Origin of the sequence: Altererythrobacter sp. B11 (genome assembly GCF_003569745.1) — a bacterium.
GTDB lineage: Bacteria > Pseudomonadota > Alphaproteobacteria > Sphingomonadales > Sphingomonadaceae > Croceibacterium_C.
In genome coordinates this window covers 3,114,442-3,133,959 of record NZ_AP018498.1, presented here as the reverse complement: position 1 = coordinate 3,133,959, position 19,518 = coordinate 3,114,442, and the positions used below count along the sequence as shown (strand labels likewise).

Here is a 19,518-nt window from a genome sequence, read left to right as displayed (position 1 = left end):
CGCATCGCAGCAAACGCAATCGGATTGATGCAGCGTTGCAAAATTCAGGCAGGGGCGGCGGAAGACCGGCGCCAGACGCACCGGCCCATCACATAGGTGCGCGCGATCGCCCGGTCGTCACCCAGGATCTGCAGCGCGAACAGCCGCTCGGCGATATCGGCTCCGGCGGTGCGGCGCGCCAGCAGTGGCGTAGCCTGTGCATCGAGCAGCACGAAATCGGCTTCCTGCCCAACCTCCAGCGCGCCGACCTTGTCGGCGAAATGCAGCAGGCGCGCGCTGCCTGCCGTCGCGAGGTAGAGCGCACGGAACGCATCGAGCCTGTCACCGCGCGCAAGCGCTGCCTGATAGGCGAGCCCGGCGGTATGGAGCATCGAGAAGCTGGTACCCGCGCCGACGTCGGTGCCGAGGCCCAGCTTCAGCCGGTGTCTGTCCGCCTCTCCGAAGTCAAAGAACCCGGAGCCGAGGAAAAGGTTGGAACTGGGGCAGATGGCGACGCCAGCATTCGTCTCGCCTAGCCGCGTGCGTGATCTGTCGCATAGATGGATGCAGTGGGCGAAAACCGATCGTTCGCTAACCAGTCCGAAGCGGTCATAGACGTCGAGATAGTCCGCGGCGTCGGGGAACCGCTTCTGCACTTCGCGGCATTCGCGCTCGTTCTCAGCCAAATGAGTGTGCAGCAGGACGTCCCGATGGGCGGCCAGCAGTTCGCCGGCGACCTGCAATTGCCCGTCGGACGACGTCGGGGCGAAGCGCGGCGTCACCGCATAGCTCAGCCGGTCACGGCCGTGCCAGCGGCGGATCAGCGCCTCGCTTTCGCTGCGCGCTGACGCGGCGGTGTCGCGCAGGTCTTCGGGGCCGAGATCCATCAGCACCTTGCCGGAGGCGATCCGCATGCCCCGCGCTCGCGCCGCTTCGAACAGCGCGTCCACCGAATGCTCGTGCACGGTCGGGAAGACGAGCGCGCTTGTCGTGCCATTGCGCAGCAACTCGTCGAGGAAGAAATCGGCCACCGCATCGGCATGGGCGCGATCGGCAAAGGCCTTCTCGGCCGGGAAGATGTGACGCGTCAGCCAGTCCATCAGCTGCTCGCCATGGGCGGCGACGCTGTCCGTCTGCGGATAGTGAATGTGCGCGTCGATGAAGCCTGGAACGATCAGACCGGTAAGATGCTCGATCTCAAGAGCGGCATAGCGCTCCGCAAGTTCGGCATAAGTCCCGCGCGCAACGACAATACCGTCCTCGATCACCAGCAATGCGTCTCGCTCGTGGCGGACAGCTTCCGGCTCGTCGCGCGGATCGTGGGGGACCGATAGGATCTCCCCGCGAAAAGCCCTGACAGTCATCGCGCGCCCGACAATTGCAGCAGCTGGGCCAGAGTGGCAATCGCGATCACGTCCGGCTCCTTGCCTTTAAGGCCGGGAATCCCGATCGGACATGTCAGCCGGGCGATTACTTCGTCTGCCAGGCCGTCCTGGCGCAATCGGCTGAGGAAGCGTGCCTTTTTGGTCGCGGAGCCGATCAGGCCGACAAACGCCACCGGATTGCGCGACAGCGCGGCGATCGTGAGGCGGTAATCGAGCGCGTGGTCATGCGTCATGATCACGATTGCGGCTTCGGCGGGCGCTTCGGCGACACATGTTTCGATCGCTTCAGTCGCAACCAGCGTCACGCCGTCGATCGTCTCCTGCTCGGCGCGCGTATCGAACCAGGCCAGACGGAAGGGCAGGGCGGATGCGTGGCGCACCACGGCCTGGCCGACATGGCCGGCGCCGAAAAGATAAAGGGGGCGGGACGGCTCGCCGATCCGTTCGCACAGCACGGCGCCCGGTCCCGGCCGCTCGCCTCGCGCCGAGACCGACCCGGGCGCGGCATCGGGCGCGAGCGTGCGGACGATCCCGCTCTCGCCGAGAGAGGAGACGAGCACGCTGTCCGCGTCAGCCCCTTCGAGCCAGTCGAGCGCTGCCGGATCGACATGCTCGACCAGCAGGCGCACGCGCCCACCGCAGCACTGGCCGAGCAAAGGGCCGAGCGGATAGTCCTGGATGCGCCAGCTGCCGGGCCGCAGACCAAGAATAGCGCGCGCCTGTTCAACAGCATTGTATTCGAGCTTGCCGCCGCCGATCGTGCCCTGAAGCGTGCCGGCGGTGACGAGCATGCGTGTGCCTGCGCCGCGCGGCGCCGAACCCTCGGTCGCAAGCACGCTGACTAGGGCGACCGGTTTGCGCCTGGCTGCATCCCGCAACCATTCGAGCCAACCTGTCACGCCTGCCGCTGCCCTGCGATAGCCCGAAGGATAGTTTCGGGCGTGGCCGGCGCGTCGAGTGCCGGAAGCGATTTGCGTCCCGGAACCGCGGCAGCCACGGCCTGGGTCAGTGCGGAAAATACCGATATTGCGAGCATGAAGGGCGGCTCACCCACGGCCTTGGAGCGGTTGATCGTCGGCTCGCTGTTCTCCCCGTCCCACAGTTCGATTGTGAAATGCCGCGCGCGGTCGGAAGCGGTGGGTATCTTGTAAGTCGCTGGCGAATGCGTGAGCAGGGCGCCGGTCTCGGGATGATAGACGAGCTCTTCGGTGGTAAGCCAGCCTTGGCCCTGGATGAAGCCCCCCTCGATCTGGCCAAGGTCAATCGCCGGATTGAGCGAACGGCCGACATCGTGAAGAATGTCTACCGCCAGCACCTTGTGCTCGCCCGTCAGCGTGTCGATCGCCACTTCGGACACCGCGGCGCCATAGGCGAAGTAATAGAAGGGGCGACCCTTGTGCGCGGCCCTGTCGTAATGAATGTCGGGAGTGGCGTAATAGCCGGTGGAGGACAGCGAGATCTGCCCGATCTGTGCTGCACGGCACACGTCGCCGAATGCCAGCTGGTGCTCGCCCGCGAATACCATTCCATCGCTGAAAAGTACCTGGCTCTCCTCGCAGCCGTATTCACAGGCGAGGAAGGCGACCAGCCGATCACGGATAGTAGTGGCGGCGCGGAAAGCGGCCATGCCGTTGAGGTCTGAACCCGAGGAGGCCGCTGTGGCCGACGTGTTCGGCACCTTATCCGTCCGCGTCGCGGTGATGCGGACCGTCTCCAGCGGCACGGCAAAGACATCGGCGACGACCTGTGCAACCTTGACGTAGAGCCCTTGCCCCATCTCGGTCCCGCCGTGATTGATCTGGATCGAACCATCCGTGTAAACGTGGACCAACGCGCCAGCCTGATTGAGGTGGGGGGTGGTGAAGCTGATACCGAATTTCACGGGGGTGAGCGCGATGCCCTTCTTCAGCACTGGGCTCGTCTTGTTGAATTCCGCTACCGCCCGCCGCCGCGCGTCGTAATCGGCGCGGAGCCGCAGCTCGGTGATCAGTTCGGGAGCGATATTGTCGGTAACCGTCATGCCGTAGGGTGTGCAGTCACGGCCCGGCCCATAGAGATTGACGAGGCGCACATCGAGGGGATCGAGCCCAAGGTCGGCCGCGATTGCGTCCATCACCCGCTCGATCCCGACCATTCCCTGCGGGCCACCGAACCCCCGGAAGGCGGTGTTGGAGACGGTGTGCGTCCGCAGCCGCTCCGAGACGATCTCGACGTCAGACAGGAAGTAGCAATTGTCCGCATGGAACATCGCCCGGTCACAGATGGAGTGCGACAAATCCATCGTCGCCCCGCAGCGCGCGGCGAGATCGATCTTTATTGCCGCGATCTTTCCCGTCTCGCCGAAGCCGACATCGTAACCGAAGGTGAAATCATGGCGCTTGCCGGTCAGCACCATGTCGTCATCGCGGTCGCAGCGGAACTTGGCTGGCCGCCGCGTCGTGTCGGCAACCAGCGCGGCTGCGGCGGCGAACAGCGCCGCCTGCGATTCCTTGCCGCCAAAGGCTCCGCCCATGCGGCGGACTTCCACCGTGATATCCGCCGAACTGCGCCCTAGCATCTCGGCGACCAGATGCTGGACCTCACTCGGATGCTGGGTGGAACTGACGATATGAACCTGCCCGTCCTCGCCCGGCAGCGCGAAGGCTGCCTGGCCCTCGAGATAGAAGTGGTCCTGTCCGCCCATCGTCAGCACGCCCGTCAGTCGGCGGGGGGCGGCATCCAGCGCGCGGGAGGCATCGCCCTGCGCCATGAGTTGCGTGTCCTCGATCCGGCTCTCCGCCGCGCGCGCCGCGGTAATGTCGAAATGACCGGGTAGCGTTTGATAATCGATCTTACCAAGCCGCGCGGCCTTGCGGGCGGCACGCTGACTGGTCGCGGCGACCAGGAAGATCGGCTGACCGAGCCAGACCACTTCCTCTTCTGCCAGCAGCAGATCGTCGTGCTGGACCGGGCTGACGTTGTTTTCGCCGGGGATGTCGGCGGCGGTGTAGACCGCGACCACACCCTCGGCCGCCTCGACCTCCGAAAGATCCATCGAAAGGATCCGCCCATGAGCGACGGTGCTCTGTCCGAAGGCGAGGTGGAGCAGGTCGGCTGCTTCTGGCTCGTCATCGACATAGCGGGCCTGCCCGCTGACATGCAGATGCGCGCTGTCGTGCGGTTTGGCCGGCTTGAGGAAAGCGGGACGGGCGGGGTCATGCTCAGCCATCGGCGGTCTCCACCAGATCGAGCACGCTAACCTTGGTCCCCTGCGCCTTGTGCCACAGCCGCCAGAGCAGGCTCGCAGCGCTGTCGAGCCGATAGTCGGCGCTGCCGCGCACGTCGGTGAGCGGTGAGTAATCGCCGCGAAGCGCCTCGGCGGCGGCGGCGATTGTGATCTCGCCGAAGGGCTTTCCGGTGAGGGCCGCTTCGCAGGCGGGGGCACGACGGGGCGTAGCCGCCATGCCGCCGAAGGCGACGCGCGCGGCCGTGATAGCGCCGTCACTCATCGTCAATTTGAAGCACCCGCACACGGCGGAAATGTCGCTATCGAAGCGGCGCGACAGCTTGGAGATATGGACCAGATCATTCGGCCCGGGGCGGGGAATATGAATGCTGCGAACGAATTCTCCCGAGCGCAGATCCTGCTTGCCGTAATCGATGAAATAATCCTCCAGCGGAAGCGTGCGCGATCCTTCCACGCTGGCGAGCGTAAGCGTGGCGCCCAAAGCGATGAGCGCGGGCGGGCCATCGCCGATTGGCGATCCATTGGCGATATTGCCGCCCACCGTCCCGGCATTGCGTACCTGCAGTCCGCCGATGCGCCGTGTGAGCTCGCCGAGTTCGGGAGCCAGCCGGGCGAATGCGGCATGGGCATCCGCGTAGCGAACCCCCGCACCGAGCGTAACGCCCTCCGGCGCCTCCTTGATCATCTTCAATTCCGCAACGTCGCCGACGAAGATTACTGTTTCGAGCGTCTTGAGCCCCTTGTTGACCCACAGGCCGACGTCGGTCGCGCCGCCCACAATGCGTGCATCAGGATGATCGGCGAGCAGACTCGCCAGAGCCGTCACGCTGCGGGGCACGAACCATCGGCGACCGCGATATTCGCCGCTGACGGTGTCGTCCGAAGCGAGTGGGCGCAATTGCTCGGTAAGCGCGCTGTCGTCCCGCTCCAGCGATCCGGTGCTGCGGGCGGCACCCAGGATCGGACCATAGCCGGTGCAGCGGCACAGATTGCCCGCGATCACGTCCTCCACCGGCAGGTCGTTGCCCACGCCGCCGATTGCCTTGCTGTAGAGCGACATGACGAAGCCCGGCGTGCAGAAGCCGCATTGCGAGCTGCCGTTTTCCGCCATCGCCGCCTGCAGCGGGTTGAGCGCGCGGCCTCGCGCGAGGCTCTCGACCGTCAGCAGCGCTTTGCCGTGCAGCATCGGCAGGAACTGGATGCAGGCGTTGACGCTCCGCCAGACGACACCGTCGCCGTCTTCCGAAAGTTCGCCGACCAGCACCGTGCAAGCACCGCAATCGCCTTCGGCGCAGCCTTCCTTCGTACCGGTGCGGCCCATCGCATAGCGCAGGTGGTCGAGCACCGTCGCGGTGGGATCCACCGTTTCGAGTTCGACGAGAGCGCCGTCGAGGATGAAACGCAGGCTCATTGAGGTGCTCCCTTCGCGATCCAGCTACCCAGCAGCGTGCGATCTTCGGCGGTCATCCCGGTTTCGTTGCCGAGCGGCATGACATCTGAATCAACCGCCACCGCCTTGATGCGCGGCGCCAGCGCGCGGACATGATCGTATGTGTCCAGCACCACGCCCAGCGGCGGCTCGCTGAACCCCGCATGCGTCGGCCGGGCACTGTGGCAGGCGGCGCAATGTTCAGCGAGTATCGGGGCGACGGCGGCATAGTTCGCCGCCTCCGCTCCGTCTGCCGCCTGCTGCGACAACTCAGCCTTTTCCAGGGTAACATATATGACGGTCGCTGCGGCGAACATGGCCGCGACTGCTATCGTTGCCTCGGTGCTCTGGCCTGTGTGCCGCAGGTTGAACACATGCCGGATCGCGACGCCGGTGGCGGACAGCAGCGCGAGCACCACCCAGGGATGTGCCGCGCCATAGGTCATCGGATAATGGTGGCTGATCATGATGAACAGCACCGGCAGCGTCATGTAATTGTTGTGCATGCTGCGTTGCTTGCCCGCCGCACCAAGCGCCGGATCGGGCACGTCTCCCGCCATCAGCGCCTTCACCGCCTGGCGTTGCTTGGGAATGATTACGAAGAACACATTGGCCACCATGACCGTGCCGGTCATTGCTCCGACATGGAGATAGGCGCCCCGGTCGTTGAACACTCGGCACAGCGCCCACGCCGCTGTGACAAGGAAGGCGAACCAGATGAGGCCGATGGCAAAATTGTTGCTTTTCAGTCGCGAGCGACACAACTGGTCGTAGAAAATCCAGCTTGCTGCCAGTGCCGACAGGCCGATCGCGCTTGCCTCCAGCGGGCTGAGGTCGGCCTTCGCCGGATCTATGAGGAAGCTCTTCGCACCGACATAATAAACCAGCACGAGCAGCGAAAAGCCGCTGATCCAGGTCCAGTAGGCTTCCCATTTGAACCAGTGCAGATCGTCCGGCATATGCGCCGGAGCGACCACATATTTCTCATTGTGGTAGAAGCCGCCGCCGTGGACGGACCACAATTCCCCCGACGCATCGCCTTGCTTCGGAGGGGTCAGGTGGTTGTCGAGCCAGACGAAGTAGAAAGACGAGCCGATCCAGGCGATACCGGTGATCAGATGCAGCCAGCGTAGCGCCAGGTTAAGCCATTCGGTGAATTCCCCCATGCCCCTTCAGCTCCCCCGATAGGTGGAATAGGCGAAGGGGGAGACCAGCAGCGGCACATGGTAATGGCCGCTGTGGGCGATTCCGAACATGATCGGCACGAGGTCGAGAAAGGGAGGGGCAGGTAGCTCGATACCAAGCGCCGCGAAATAGGGGGCAACCGCGAATTCAAGGCGATAGCGCCCCGTCCCCACCGTTGGCAGGTCAGGACAGCGCCCATCCTGATTGGTGGTGCCCGAAAACAGCATTGCGCCTGCGGCATCGTGCAGCGTCAGTTCCATGCCAGCTGCCGGACGGCCGTGCATCGTATCGAGCACATGGGTGGAAAGCGAATTCATCGGGCGAGATCCTCCAGCCGCAGGCGCACGATCTCCCCGATCTGGTGCAGTGCTTCGGCGATTTCTGCCTCGCGATCGTTTGCGAGCCGCGCTTCCATCGCCGCGAGGATCCCAGCCTTGTCGTTCAGCCGCACGCAGATGATGAATGGAAAGCCGAACCGCTCGCGATATGCGGCGTTGAGCGCATGGAAGCGGCCGAATTCCTCCTGGGTCAGCCGGTCGAGTCCGGCCGAGGCCTGTTCGGCGGCGCTTGCTTCGGTCAGCGTGCAGTCAACCGCCGCCTTGCCCGCAAGTTCGGGATGGGCACGGATCACGGCAAGTTGCTCTTCGAGCGAAGCGGCCCGCAGCACCGCCATCAGATCGGCATGTCGGTTGCCGGTGGCGGGCGCCGCATCAGCGCGTTGCTCGACCCAAGGGCTGTGTTCGAACAGAGCTGCGCTCATCAGTGCGTATTCCCCTGCAGGCTGACATGGGCGGACACGACTTTCCACCCGTTCGGAAACTTGGCCCATGCCTGCGTCTGGCGACCCTTGGCCGCACTGTTCTCGCGGTGGAATTCCGCGTCGCAGGTCGCGAAACTGTCACCATAGACAGTGATGGACACGCGCCCCAGCTTGCGCTGCGGCGACCCGCCGCGACCGTTGCGAAATTCCCGGATTTCTTCGATTCCGTACAGCGTTTCACCAACGCCATAACGGTTGGTCGTCGGCGCATCGTGGAACAGCGCATCCATCGCCGCGATATCATCCTCCATCAGTGCCCGTTCGTACTCATAGAAGGCCGTGGTCACTTCGCGCAGCAGTTCGGGATCGTCGATCGTCATGCGGGGTGCTCATCCAGCCAGTGGCGGGCAATATCAATGCGGCGTGCGACCCATACGTCGCCGGCCGCGACGATGTAGTCGAGGAACCGGGCCAGCGCGCGGGCGCGGGCTGGCTTGCCGGCGATGCGGCCATGCAGGCCGACGGACATCATCCGCCCTCCTTCGGCGCGCAATTGCTCGAACGTATCGATCATGTAGCGCAGCCAGGCATCGCCTTCGTCGAAGCCGTTATAGGCTACGAACTTCATGTCGTTCACGTCGAGCGTATAGGGCACGATCAGCTGCGGCCTGCCGTGCTGGCGATCCCAATAGGGCAGGTCGTCCGCATAGGAATCCGCGTCGTAGACGAAGCCCCCTTCCTCCACCACGAGCCGCGCTGTGTTGGGCGAGGTTCGGCCCTGATACCAGCCCAGCGGGCGGCTGCCGGTTAGCTTCGTCTGCAGCTCGATCGCGCGGGCGATATGCTCTCGCTCGACCTCTTCGGGCACATATTGGTAATCGATCCAACGGAAGCCATGGCTGGCGATCTCCCAGTCCGCTTCCAGCATCGCCTCGACCGCGGCAGGATTCATCTCCATGGCCTTGGCAACGCCAAACACAGTCAGTGGGAGATCGCGTTCTTTGAACAGCCGATATAGCCGCCAGAATCCCGCGCGGCTGCCATATTCATAGAGGCTTTCCATCGCCATTGCGCGCGCCGGATGGCTGCCCGCGCCGACCATCTCGGATAGGAAGCTCTCCGAGCCGGCATCGCCGTTGAGGATGCTGTTCTCCGCGCCCTCCTCGTAATTAATCACGAACTGCACGGCAATCCGCGCGTTGTTGGGCCAATTCGCCGCGGGGGGATTGGCGCCATAGCCGACGAGATCGCGCGGACCGGTCATGCCTCCCACGCCGTCATCGCGGCCTCCACCGCCTCGCCCGCCGGCAGGCTGAAGCCTTCCCGCCGCAGGCAGGCTTCAAGTGCGCCGAGCGTGATCAGCACTTTGTGCTTCATGGCGTTGTAGCCCATCGCGCCTATTCGCCAGACTCTGCCCTGCAGGGGTCCAAAAGCGGTGCCGATCTCGATCTCGAACTCCTCGCGCATCATGGAGCGAACCGCCTCGCCATCGACGCCGTCGGGAATATGAACGCCGGTGACATTGGTCATGCGGTGAGCGTCGTCGCCGAATACGGTAAGGCCCATTGCGCGTAGGCCCACGGTCATCGCGCGGCCGGCCGCAGCGTGGCGGGCAAAGCGCGCATCCAGCCCTTCGCCCAGCGCCACACGGGCGCATTCGCGTGCGGCGTAGAGCATGCTGGTCGCTTCGGTATGGTGGTTGAGCCGCTTTTCCGACCAGTAATCCATGATCATCGCCAGGTCGAAGTAGTTGGACGGGATGCGCGGCCCACTGCCGTCGTCGAGCCCGGCCATGCGAATACCCGCTTCGGTGTGGCGACGTGCGAAGATATGCTCGGCGGCGCGGTCGCTGATCGTGATCGGCGCTGAGCCGGAGGGGCCGCCGAGGCATTTTTGCAGCCCGCCGGTGACAATATCGACGCCCCAGCGATCCGCCGCGATCTCCATTCCCCCCAGCGTGGCGGTGGCATCGACATAGGATAGCGCGCCCGCTGCGCGGCACAGGTCACCAAGCCCCTCGAGTGGCTGTGCCATCGTGGTGGACGTGTCGCCATGGACCGTGGCGACGACCTTCGGACCCGTGCGTTCGATCGCTGCGGCGACTGCGTCCAGCGGGACCACCTCACCCCAGGGCACGCTCACAACCTCGATCTTAGCCCCGATCCGCTGAAGGATTTCCTGCAACAACAGGCCAAATCGGCCGAAATCGACCACCAGCACAGTATCCCCCGGGGTGACGAGACTGATCAGCGAAGCCTCAATCGCCGCGCGAGCCGTACCATCTACCAGCATGGTCCAGCGGTTCTCCGTCCCGAAGACCGGGCGATAGAGTTCCATGACCTGGTTCATGTAGCCGGTCATCTCCGGGTCGAACTGGCCCAGCAGGTCAGCGGACATCGCGCGCAGCACGCGCGGATGGGCGTTGACCGGCCCGGGGCCCATCAGAAGCCGCTGGGGCGGGTCGATCTCGCCGAACAGATTGGTGTCAGGCACGGCCAAAATTCTCTCCCAGGCGTGTGATGAAGCCGAGCATGACCCGCAGTGCCGTCTCGGCGTCGGCGGGCTCGACATGTTCGGCCGGATGATGACTGATGCCGCCCCGGCAGCGGACGAACAGCATGGCGGTGGGGCAAAGCGCTGCCATCACCATCGCATCATGGCCCGCGCCGGAAACCAGCCGGAACGGCCGCTGCCCGGCATCGGCGATTGCGGCATCCATAAGCTCCATCAGATCGCCGTTGCAGGGGCTGGCGGGCAGGTCGTGGATCAGCGTGCTAGCCAATGCGAGGCCTCGTGCCGTGGCAATCCGGTCGAATTCGGTGAGGGTCGCCTGCGCTACGCGGTCGCGCCGTGCCGGATCGCCGGAGCGGATGTCGACCATGAAGGAAACCTGTCCGGAGATGACATTGGCCGCTCCCGGCCGCGCCGCGATCTTGCCCACGGTGGCGACCAGATCGGATTCATCGGCGCGGGCAAGGCGCTCGACCAACAGGATCATCTCCGCGGCACCGGCGAGCGCATCGCGTCGCAGCGGCATCGACGTCGTGCCGGCGTGCCCAGCCATACCCGTCACCCTCACTTCGTAGCGCAATTGCGCGGCGATGCCGGTGACAGTGCCGACGGCAAGGCCCTCCGCTTCCAGCACCGGGCCCTGTTCGATGTGCGCTTCGAGATAGGCGAGAGCGGAACCTGGCTCGCGCACCGCCTGCAGATAGGTCGCGACATCGACCCCGGCGTTGGCCAGCGGGACGCCTTCCGCATCCGTCAGATCCAGCGCGTCCGCCGCCAGCGTTCCGGCCACCGCGCGGCTGGTCAGCATGGCTGCGGGGAAGCGTGAGCCTTCCTCGTCTCCGAAGGCGATCACCTCGATTGGGAATGGCATGCGCTTGCCGCTCTCATGCAGCGCTGCGATGCATTCCACACCCAGCATGATGCCCAACGGTCCGTCATAGCGTCCGCCGTCGCGCACGCTGTCGAGATGGCTGCCGATGATCAACGCGGGAGCATCGGGCCTGGTGCCTTCATAGCGGCCGATCAGATTGGCGGCCGGATCACGTGCTGCGGCCATGCCCGCCTGCTCCATCCAGCCGGCCAGCGCCTGCTGCGCGGCCATGTAGGCCGGCATAAGATAGCCGCGATAGAGACCGCCCTGCATGTCGCTATAGGGCGCCACGCCCAGCGCATCGCAGCGTGCCACGGCTCGTCCACCGCCAGCGGGCAGGTCGCCTACCATGCCGCGACCATACCATCGCTGCGTGGATCGGTCGCGCCCTCCAGCCGCCCGTCGCGATGGCGCACGATTGCGCCGGCGTGGCCCATCATCGCGGTCAGCGGGCCGACCCGCTCGACATCATGCCCGGCGGCACCGAGATCGCCATAGAGCGCCTCATCGAAACCGTCCTCCAGCTTGAGCGTGGTGCTCTGCTCGCCCCAAGTCCGACCGAGCAGCCAGCGCGGACGGCTGATCGCCTCCTGCAAGTCGATTCCGAAGCGGGCGTAGCGGGTGAACAGCGCCGCCTGTGTCTGCGGCTGCCCTTCGCCGCCCATCGTACCATAAGCCATGACTCGGCCGTCATGGAACTGGGCGAGTGCGGGGTTGAGCGTGTGGAACGGCTTCCGAAACGGCTTGAGCGTGTTCCAGCCGCTCTCCGCGAGGCGGAAGGAACTGCCGCGGTTTTGCCAAGTAATCCCGGTGCGCGGCAGCACCACACCCGACCCGAATTCGTGGTAGGTCGACTGAATCGCGCTGACGACGCGTCCATCGGCGTCGGCCGCGGCGAACCAGCATGTATCCCCCGAATGTGACGGTTGCGGCCAGGGCAGCGCGCGTATCGGGCTGATGCGTCGGGCTAGCTCGTCAAGCGCGGCGCTGTCGGCGAGCGCAGCCTGATAGTCGAATTGGTGGAAGGCCGGATCGCCCACATGCCGGTCCCGCAACAGGAAGGCCTGCTTGGTCGCTTCGACCAGCCCGTGGACATGCGCGAAGTCGTCTGCTTCGTCCGCGGTAAGTCGATCGAACACCGCCAAAATCATCAGGGACGCGAAGCCTTGTGTCGGCGGCGCGGAATTGAACAGCCTGGCCCCGTCGATCGATACGTGCAGCGGATCGGGCCGGGTCGCCCGATGCGCTGCCAGGTCGGCGCCGTTTACAGGACTGCCCAACGCTTGCAGGTCACTTGCGATGTCGCCGGCCAGCGCACCGCTGTAAAAGCTGTCCAGTCCATCTTCGGCAAGCCGTCGGAAGGTCTCGGCGAGCGCCGGTTGCCGCAGCGTGTCGCCCTCACGGAGCGGCACTCCGCCGGGTTCGAAGGTCTCGGCATAGGCGCCTGGCTGGCGGCGCAATTCGTCTCCCTTGCCCGAAGCGATGCTCGCACCGCCTGCGGTGAGTGCCACGCCCGCCTCGGCATACCGGATCGCATCGTGCAGCAGACGGGTCAACGGCAGCGCGCCGCCACTGCTCTCGAGCGCGGCGGCCCAGGCAGAGACGGTTCCGGCGACCGTATTCGCCGCAAGCGGCCCGCGCGAAGGCACCTCCGCCAGTCCTTCGTAGAAGGACAAGTCGGCCGCCTCCGCTGCGCCGCCGCAGCCATGGACCGCATGCACGCGCCCCCCAGGCTCGGCGACCAGCCAGAACCCGTCGCCGCCGATGCCGGTCATATGGGGGTAGACCGCCGCAAGCGTCGCAGCGACCGCCACGCTCGCTTCCACGGCATTGCCGCCGTCGCGCAGCACGGAGAGTCCAGCCTCGGAGGCGAGGAAATGCGGGGCGGTGACCATGCCCTGCATGCCAGTGACTGTTGCAAGCTTCATGGCGGTCAGTCCGGCGCCATCAATTCGGCAGCGCCGCAACAAAGGCGCGCACGACATCGGCAGAGTTAATCGATGCGAGCGCCATGAAAGTGTACATCTGGTTTTTGCCCGCATCGCCACCAGCGAGGTCTGACAGGCTGCGGAAGACGATCACCGGCACCTGGTTCGCATAGGCGACCTGCGCCACCGCCGCGCTTTCCATGTCGAGGACGTTGGCCTTCCACGCACGCTGCAAATAGTCGCGAAACTCCGCATTGTCAGCGAAGACGCCGGCGCTGACACCGGTGCCGCCGATCACGATCTTGGGTTCGTGCTCAAGGCAGGCGGCGGGCACCCGGGGGGTCGCCTCAACGCAGCGTTTCAGCGTTACCTTGCGGGCCACTTCCCCGGCCAATTTGACCAGGTCGGGATCGACCTTCAGCGTGTAATGCCGCTGCACCGGCTCTGCCGCATTGCCCACCCGGACCCCCCGCGGGAACATCATGCCGTAGTTAGGCGGGGCGATCTCGTCGACCGGTTCCGGCACGACCCAGCCTTTGTCGGTTTCGCGCGCAAAGCTCACTTCGAGATACTGCGCCCAGTCTGTCGGAACCACCACGTCACCGATAGAGAGTGCGGGGTCGATCCCACCCGCAATGCCCGAGAAGACGATCCTGCTGACATTGAAATGGTCGAGCACGAGCTGCGTGTTCATCGCGGCATTCACCATCGACACATTGCTCTGCATCAGCACGACGGGCTTACCCTCCAGCGTGCCGGTGAGGAAGGTCACGCCGTTTTTCGAATAGGATTTAGGCTGCTCGATATGCGGTACGAGCGCATCCCATTCGGGTTCGAAGGCTGTCATCACGACCGTACGCGGCGTCTCGTCGCGAACCTGTGCGGATGCTGTGGCGGGGAGGGCGAGCAGCGCGAGGACGGCGAGGAGGAGGTGCTTCATCAGGCCGCTCCCATCCACACGAAGCGCAGGACGAACACCCCCGCGAGCAGGAACAGGAACCAGTCGGCGGTAGTCGCCCGGCCGCGAAGGAGCTTGAGCCCAGCATGGGCGGTAATGCCGAAAGCGAGGCCGTTGGCGATGGAGTAGGTGAAGGGGATCATGGCCACTGTCAGGAAGGCCGGGATCGCCTCCATCGGATCTTCCCATTCTACCTCCTTAAGCGGCAGCAGCATCAGCCCTCCCACGACGATCAGCGCCGGCGCTGTGGCGGCAAGTGGCACGATTTGCGCGTAAGGGGCGACGAACATTGTGGCGAGGAACAGCACGCCCGTGACCACCGCAGTGAGACCTGTCCGTCCGCCCGCCTGCACGCCTGCGGCGCTTTCGACATAGGAGGTGACCGTGCTGGTTCCGGCCATAGAGCCGACCACGGTGGCTACGGCATCCGACATAAGGATGCGATTGAGGCCGGGGATCTTGCCGGCGGCGTTGATCAGTCCCGCGCGCTTCGTGACCGCGACAAGCGTGCCGATATTGTCGAAGATGTCGACGAACATGAACACGAAGAGGATTTCCACCACGCCAAGCCCATGGGTAGCGGACAGGTTGAAGACGCCCGGAATGTCGAGTGCGAAGACCGTCTCGGTCATCGTCGCGAAGGTGTAGGGGACCGGTTCGATCGCAACCATGCCGAACATCCAGCCGACAAGCGTGGTGCCGACTATTCCGATCAGCATCGCACCACGCACGCTCCAGATGCTGAGCACAGCTATCAGCAGCAGGCCGAACAGCGCAAGTCCGGCGCCGGGCGTCTTAAGATCGCCGAGTGAGACAGCCGTAGCCGGGCTGGCCATCACGATTCCCGCATTCTGCAGCCCGATAAAACCGATGAACAGGCCGATGCCCCCGGCCACGGCGGCGAACAGGTGCGGCGGGATGCAGGCGACAATCATCTGTCGCACGCCGGTCAAGGTAAGAAGGAGGAAGAGGATGCCTGAGAGGAATACGCAGCCCAGCGCGACCTGCCAGGGAACACCCATCTGGCCGACCACCGTATAGGCGAAATAGGCGTTAAGGCCCATTCCCGGCGCAAGCGCGAGCGGAGTGTTGGAACTCAATCCCATCAAAATCGAGGCGAAGCCCGCGGCGAAGCAGGTCGCCGCCGCGACGGCTGCCACCGGCATGCCCGCCGCGCCGAGGATCGAGGGATTGACCAGCACGATATAGGCCATCGTGAGAAAGGTGGTGATCCCAGCCAGCACCTCGGTCCGCACGCTCGTCCCACGCTCCGCCAAACGGAAATACCGGTCCAGCCGGTCATGTCTGGTCGGCACTTCGGCGTGCACCACTGTTTCGCTCATTGTGCGGCTTCCCCCTGAAATGCGCATTGCGGCGGCGACGATCCGACGAGACCGCGTTGTTCGAGCATGGCGGCCAAGCGCAGCAGGGCGGGCTCCCCATGTGGCTTTCCGATCAGTTGCAGGCCAAGCGGCAGCCGTCCCGGCCGATGCAGTGGTACGGCCAATGACGGCAGGCCGGTGAAGGTGATCGGCTGGGTGTGGATACCCAGATCGGCACGCGCTGGCACGCGTTGGGCGTCGATGGTGATCGTCGGGTCGGCGACGAACGGGGCCTCGCAAGGTGTCGCTGGCGCGAGCAGCACGTCGTAATCGCGGATAAGCTCCAGCACGCGCGCTCGGAAGCTCGTGCAGAAGGCCTGTGCGGCAGCGTAGATGTCTTGCGGGAGCAGGGCGCCTGCCAGCAGGCGATCGCGCGTGGCGGGATCGAATGCCATTGCATTTTCCGCCAGCGCCGCTTGGTGCAGCCGGCCGCCTTCGCAAGCGGTGATGAGGAACGCAGCTGAGCGGGCTCGGGCGATTTCGGGAATCTCGACCACCGGCGCGTCAGGTGCGATGGCGTCCATCGCGTCCAACTGGTCCGGATCGCAATTTTCCGCGAAACGACCACCCAGCCGGGCGATGCGCGGCGGGTCACCGGTGCCGGCCGCCGCAGACTTGGTTGAGAGTACTTCCCACACACAGGCCATGTCGGCTGCTGACGAGGTGAAAGGTCCGCAGTCGTCGAAGCTGGCTGCGAAGGGGAAGACGCCCTCGAGTGGCAGGTCGCCATGGGTCGGTTTCAGGCCGTAGGTCCCTGTCAGGCTCGCCGGTACCCGCACCGAACCGTTGGTGTCCGAGCCGAGCGAGACGGGCAGCAGTCCTGCTGCGACAACTGCGGCAGAGCCGCCGGACGAGCCACCGGCCAGTCGGGCAAGATCGTGTGGATTGCGGGTCGTGCCGTGGCGTGCATTGATTGTTGCGAAGCCATAGGCAAACTCGTCCATGTTCAGCGTTGCAGTCAGCACTGCGCCCGCCCGACGCATCAAGCCAATAGCGCGCGCGTCTGCCGGTTCGGGCGCAGCACTTGCGTAGAGGCTCGACCCGGCCGTGTTAGGCAGACCCTCGACGGCGAACAGGTCCTTCACCCCGTAAGGCACTCCCGCGAGCGGCCCGGGATCCCGCCCGGCCTCGACGGCTGCATCTACCTCCGTGGCCTCGCGCCGTGCCCGCTCGGCAAGCAGGCGAGTGACCGCTACCAGCGGGCGCGCCTCGGTTTGGAGCGCAGCGAGCGCGCGCTCGGTCACATCGCGCGCGCGCAGCGTTCCGGCGCGAACCGCCGCCGCGATTTCAACCGCCTGCATCATGGCCGCGACGTTTCAGGCGGCGCCAGGAGCGTGTCCGCGTGGCGCTGGAGCAGCGCCATATTGGCAAGGACGCCGGGCATGCAGGATGCGGGCACAGGCAAGCCCAGCGCGCCCGCGACTTCGGTAACTTCGGCCTCCGTCGACGGGATCGCGGGGGGGACCGCCGCCGCTGCCTGTGTTTCAGCCTCGCGGCGGAAGCGCGCGGCCAGGATCGCGCAAACGAACAACTGGAGCTGGTGGAAGATCATCAGCGGCAGCACGATCATGCCGACCTGCACCGGCGCGAACAGCGCGCCCGCCATGGGTACGCCAGAAGCGAGGCTCTTTTTGGAGCCGCAGAACAGCAGCACGATCGCATCCTCGCGCGGAAGGCCGAACAGGCGAGCGGCGAGAGCGTTGACCCCCATCACAAGTGCCAGGATGACGGCGCTGATCACCAGCAGCAGACCCAGATCGGACCAACCGACGCGGGTCCACAGGCCTTCCACCACGGCGGCGCTGAAGGCGGAGTAGACCACCAACAGGATCGAGCCGCGATCCACCTTGCCCAGCATCGCCTTGTGTTGGTCGACAAAGCTGCCAATCAGCGGGCGCAGGAAATGGCCGGCGAGGAAGGGGGCGAGCAATTGCAGGGCAATGGCCTTTGCTGCGTCTGCGGTTGATACCGCACCTTCGCCTGAAACGGCCATCAGCGCTCCCACCAGCAGCGGGGTGAGGACGATTCCGATGAGGTTGGAAAGCGAAGCGCTGCACACCGCGGCCGCCACATTGCCGCCGGCGATCGCAGTAAAGGCGATAGAGGACTGTACGGTCGAAGGCAGCAGCGTCAGGTAGAGCACGCCTGACAGCAGCAGAGGGTCTGCCCGGCCCGCCAGCAGCCACACCGCGAACAGGCCCAGCGCGGGGAAAACCAGATAGGTAGAGGCCAGCACCAGTGAGTGCAGCCGCAGGTTGCCCATGCCGCGAAGGATTGAAGCGCGCGAGAGCTTGGCGCCGTGCAGGAAGAACAGCAGCGCGATCGCAACATCCGCGGCCATGCCGACCCAATCGGCAGCAACGCCCCGCGCCGGCACTAGCGACGCCCCGCCGACCACCGCGACCAGCACGATGAGAAACGGATCCAGCGAAAACGGTAGTTTCACCCGCGCACCATGCAGCCGACCATGCCCGCCGTTACCCTACCGAGCAAATAGAATGACAAGAACAGATCATTGCAAAAATGCGTGCGCGATGGATCCGAGCTCGTCCGGCAATATGCGCCGTTGGCCACCTGTCGCGTCCCTTCGCTCCGCCGTTCGGCTGTCATTTACAGCTATCTTTCCGGTTTTTGCACAGGCGGCGGTAATGCAGCGCGGGGCCGTGGCTGCCGACATTCCCTTCACCCATCTTTCTGCACAGCAGTGCCAGGGAAAAGGCGGCGAGTTGGCCAACGCCCAGCAGCGATAACAGCGGCTCCAGCGAGCCTTCCCGCTCGAGCAGGCCTAGCAGGCCGGCAGCTAGCGCACCCGCCGCGAACTGGATTGTCCCCTGCAGCCCGGCGGCAACACCCGCTGCGTGCTTCTGCTTTTCCATGCCGAGCACCGAAGCCGGCCCCATCACGAAGCCAAACGCCGCGAAGAAGAGGAAGAAGCAAACGCAGGCAAGTGGGAAGCCGGCGTGGCCGACCAGTTTGGCAGCTATGAACAGCACGATGGAGAAGGCTCCGATCCCGGTCCCTAATACCAACACCGCCGCCATGCCAAAACGCCCGATCAGATAGCGATTGCACTGCGCGGCCAGGATCATCGCTCCGGCGTTGGCCGCAAAGGCGAGGCTATAGGCAAAGGTCGTGGCTTGGTAGTGAAGCAAATAGACTGCCGACGACCCGGCGAGGTATAGCGATGCGCCCGCCTGAGCACAGGCGAGGAGGAGGGTGGGCAGAAGAAACTCACGCTCCCGAATGAGTGCGCGTAGCTGGGCGATAGGCACATGCTTATCGGGTGAGCCCGCGGATCGTGCCGTTTCGGGCAAGAAGCGTATGCTCGCCAAGAGCAGGCAGCCAGCGAGCGCTGCCAGCAGCCAGAAGATGGCGCGCCAGACGCCAAAACTGATGATTACAGAGCCTGCCAGCGGGGCCAGCATTGGCGAGACGCTGACGACGAGGAGGATCCGCGCGGCCAGGTGGGCAGCTTCCTTCCCTCCATGCAGATCGCGCACGACCGCTCTTACAATCGAAAGGATGGAGCAGATGCCAAGGCCCTGGACGAAGCGCCCCGCGAGCAGCGCGCTTACTTGCTCGGCTGTGGCGCAGACCATCGACCCCACGATGAATAGGGTCAGCCCCAGCAGTATTGGCCCCTTCCGCCCAAAGCGATCCGAAGCCATGCCGAAGGGAAGCTGCCCTAGCCCTAAGGCGAGGAAATAAACTGCCATGCTCAGCTGGATCGAACCGATATCGGTTTGCAGATCGGCTGCGATCGCCGCGAAGGCGGGCAGGTAGATGTCGATGCCAATCGGCCCGATCGCCGACAGCAGGCCAAGCAGCAGGATCTCGCTCCGTCCGAGGCGGATCGTTGCCGCTCGCGTTGTTCTTCCGAGAGATGATGCGGCCACGCGGGCGC

The 19,518-nt window shown here is 65.0% G+C and carries 17 protein-coding genes; all 17 read right to left on the bottom strand.

What is annotated here, in order from left to right:
* Positions 1-44: 44 nt before the first annotated feature.
* Positions 45-1,343, bottom strand: a complete 1,299-nt coding sequence (gene guaD, locus AEB_RS14910) for a guanine deaminase (protein WP_119083843.1) — start codon at positions 1,341-1,343, stop codon at positions 45-47.
* Complete coding sequence (xdhC, locus tag AEB_RS14905) at positions 1,340-2,263, bottom strand: xanthine dehydrogenase accessory protein XdhC (RefSeq protein WP_119083842.1); 924 nt, start codon at positions 2,261-2,263, stop codon at positions 1,340-1,342. Before xdhC ends, guaD begins: the two co-directional genes overlap by 4 nt.
* The gene (gene xdhB, locus AEB_RS14900; protein WP_119083841.1) at positions 2,260-4,572 is read right to left on the bottom strand and encodes a xanthine dehydrogenase molybdopterin binding subunit; all 2,313 of its coding nucleotides are present in this window, start codon (positions 4,570-4,572) and stop codon (positions 2,260-2,262) included. Before xdhB ends, xdhC begins: the two co-directional genes overlap by 4 nt.
* The gene (xdhA, locus tag AEB_RS14895; protein WP_119083840.1) at positions 4,565-6,001 is read right to left on the bottom strand and encodes a xanthine dehydrogenase small subunit; all 1,437 of its coding nucleotides are present in this window, start codon (positions 5,999-6,001) and stop codon (positions 4,565-4,567) included. Before xdhA ends, xdhB begins: the two co-directional genes overlap by 8 nt.
* Positions 5,998-7,185, bottom strand: coding sequence for a urate hydroxylase PuuD (locus tag AEB_RS14890; protein WP_119083839.1), 1,188 nt, complete (start codon positions 7,183-7,185; stop codon positions 5,998-6,000). Before AEB_RS14890 ends, xdhA begins: the two co-directional genes overlap by 4 nt.
* Positions 7,186-7,191: 6 nt before the next feature.
* The gene (gene uraH / locus AEB_RS14885) at positions 7,192-7,521 is read right to left on the bottom strand and encodes a hydroxyisourate hydrolase (RefSeq protein WP_119083838.1); all 330 of its coding nucleotides are present in this window, start codon (positions 7,519-7,521) and stop codon (positions 7,192-7,194) included.
* The gene (gene uraD / locus AEB_RS14880) at positions 7,518-7,964 is read right to left on the bottom strand and encodes a 2-oxo-4-hydroxy-4-carboxy-5-ureidoimidazoline decarboxylase (protein WP_119083837.1); all 447 of its coding nucleotides are present in this window, start codon (positions 7,962-7,964) and stop codon (positions 7,518-7,520) included. Before uraD ends, uraH begins: the two co-directional genes overlap by 4 nt.
* Positions 7,964-8,344 carry an oxalurate catabolism protein HpxZ gene (hpxZ, locus tag AEB_RS14875; RefSeq protein ID WP_119083836.1) on the bottom strand — a complete coding sequence of 127 codons (381 nt, stop codon included), beginning with the start codon at positions 8,342-8,344 and terminating at the stop codon, positions 7,964-7,966. Before hpxZ ends, uraD begins: the two co-directional genes overlap by 1 nt.
* Entirely contained in the window at positions 8,341-9,228 is an 888-nt protein-coding gene (gene puuE / locus AEB_RS14870) for an allantoinase PuuE (RefSeq protein ID WP_119083835.1), read from the bottom strand. The genes hpxZ and puuE overlap by 4 nt, the downstream gene beginning before the upstream one ends.
* Positions 9,225-10,406: a pyridoxal-phosphate-dependent aminotransferase family protein gene (locus AEB_RS14865; protein WP_197714498.1), complete on the bottom strand. Its 1,182-nt coding sequence runs from the start codon at positions 10,404-10,406 to the stop codon at positions 9,225-9,227. The genes puuE and AEB_RS14865 overlap by 4 nt, the downstream gene beginning before the upstream one ends.
* Before the next feature lie 43 nt (positions 10,407-10,449).
* Positions 10,450-11,697 (bottom strand): allantoate amidohydrolase, encoded by a 1,248-nt coding sequence (locus AEB_RS14860; RefSeq protein ID WP_119083833.1) that lies wholly within the window; start codon positions 11,695-11,697, stop codon positions 10,450-10,452.
* Entirely contained in the window at positions 11,691-13,274 is a 1,584-nt protein-coding gene (locus tag AEB_RS14855; protein WP_119083832.1) for a gamma-glutamyltransferase family protein, read from the bottom strand. The genes AEB_RS14860 and AEB_RS14855 overlap by 7 nt, the downstream gene beginning before the upstream one ends.
* A 19-nt stretch (positions 13,275-13,293) precedes the next feature.
* Positions 13,294-14,214 (bottom strand): 5'-methylthioadenosine/S-adenosylhomocysteine nucleosidase, encoded by a 921-nt coding sequence (locus tag AEB_RS14850; RefSeq protein ID WP_119083831.1) that lies wholly within the window; start codon positions 14,212-14,214, stop codon positions 13,294-13,296.
* Complete coding sequence (locus AEB_RS14845) at positions 14,214-15,575, bottom strand: NCS2 family permease (protein WP_119083830.1); 1,362 nt, start codon at positions 15,573-15,575, stop codon at positions 14,214-14,216. The genes AEB_RS14850 and AEB_RS14845 overlap by 1 nt, the downstream gene beginning before the upstream one ends.
* A complete protein-coding gene (locus AEB_RS14840; protein WP_119083829.1) occupies positions 15,572-16,918 on the bottom strand; it encodes an AtzE family amidohydrolase in 1,347 nt (448 codons plus the stop codon). The genes AEB_RS14845 and AEB_RS14840 overlap by 4 nt, the downstream gene beginning before the upstream one ends.
* Entirely contained in the window at positions 16,915-18,060 is a 1,146-nt protein-coding gene (locus AEB_RS14835; protein WP_231958762.1) for a bile acid:sodium symporter, read from the bottom strand. Before AEB_RS14835 ends, AEB_RS14840 begins: the two co-directional genes overlap by 4 nt.
* Positions 18,061-18,220: 160 nt before the next feature.
* A complete protein-coding gene (locus tag AEB_RS14830; protein ID WP_172593118.1) occupies positions 18,221-19,510 on the bottom strand; it encodes a multidrug effflux MFS transporter in 1,290 nt (429 codons plus the stop codon).
* Between the last annotated feature and the right edge of the window lie 8 nt (positions 19,511-19,518).

Bases quoted from the DNA above. Each gene is read 5' to 3' on its own strand.
- guaD (WP_119083843.1), bottom strand. From the start codon at position 1,343: ATGACTGTCAGGGCTTTTCGCGGGGAGATCCTATCGGTCCCCCACGAT.
- xdhB (WP_119083841.1), bottom strand. From the start codon at position 4,572: ATGGCTGAGCATGACCCCGCCCGTCCCGCTTTCCTCAAGCCGGCCAAA.
- xdhA (WP_119083840.1), bottom strand. From the start codon at position 6,001: ATGAGCCTGCGTTTCATCCTCGACGGCGCTCTCGTCGAACTCGAAACG.
- AEB_RS14890 (WP_119083839.1), bottom strand. From the start codon at position 7,185: ATGGGGGAATTCACCGAATGGCTTAACCTGGCGCTACGCTGGCTGCAT.
- uraH (WP_119083838.1), bottom strand. From the start codon at position 7,521: ATGAATTCGCTTTCCACCCATGTGCTCGATACGATGCACGGCCGTCCG.
- uraD (WP_119083837.1), bottom strand. From the start codon at position 7,964: ATGAGCGCAGCTCTGTTCGAACACAGCCCTTGGGTCGAGCAACGCGCT.
- hpxZ (WP_119083836.1), bottom strand. From the start codon at position 8,344: ATGACGATCGACGATCCCGAACTGCTGCGCGAAGTGACCACGGCCTTC.
- puuE (WP_119083835.1), bottom strand. From the start codon at position 9,228: ATGACCGGTCCGCGCGATCTCGTCGGCTATGGCGCCAATCCCCCCGCG.
- AEB_RS14865 (WP_197714498.1), bottom strand. From the start codon at position 10,406: ATGGGCCCCGGGCCGGTCAACGCCCATCCGCGCGTGCTGCGCGCGATG.
- AEB_RS14860 (WP_119083833.1), bottom strand. From the start codon at position 11,697: ATGGTAGGCGACCTGCCCGCTGGCGGTGGACGAGCCGTGGCACGCTGC.
- AEB_RS14855 (WP_119083832.1), bottom strand. From the start codon at position 13,274: ATGAAGCTTGCAACAGTCACTGGCATGCAGGGCATGGTCACCGCCCCG.
- AEB_RS14850 (WP_119083831.1), bottom strand. From the start codon at position 14,214: ATGAAGCACCTCCTCCTCGCCGTCCTCGCGCTGCTCGCCCTCCCCGCC.
- AEB_RS14845 (WP_119083830.1), bottom strand. From the start codon at position 15,575: ATGAGCGAAACAGTGGTGCACGCCGAAGTGCCGACCAGACATGACCGG.
- AEB_RS14840 (WP_119083829.1), bottom strand. From the start codon at position 16,918: ATGATGCAGGCGGTTGAAATCGCGGCGGCGGTTCGCGCCGGAACGCTG.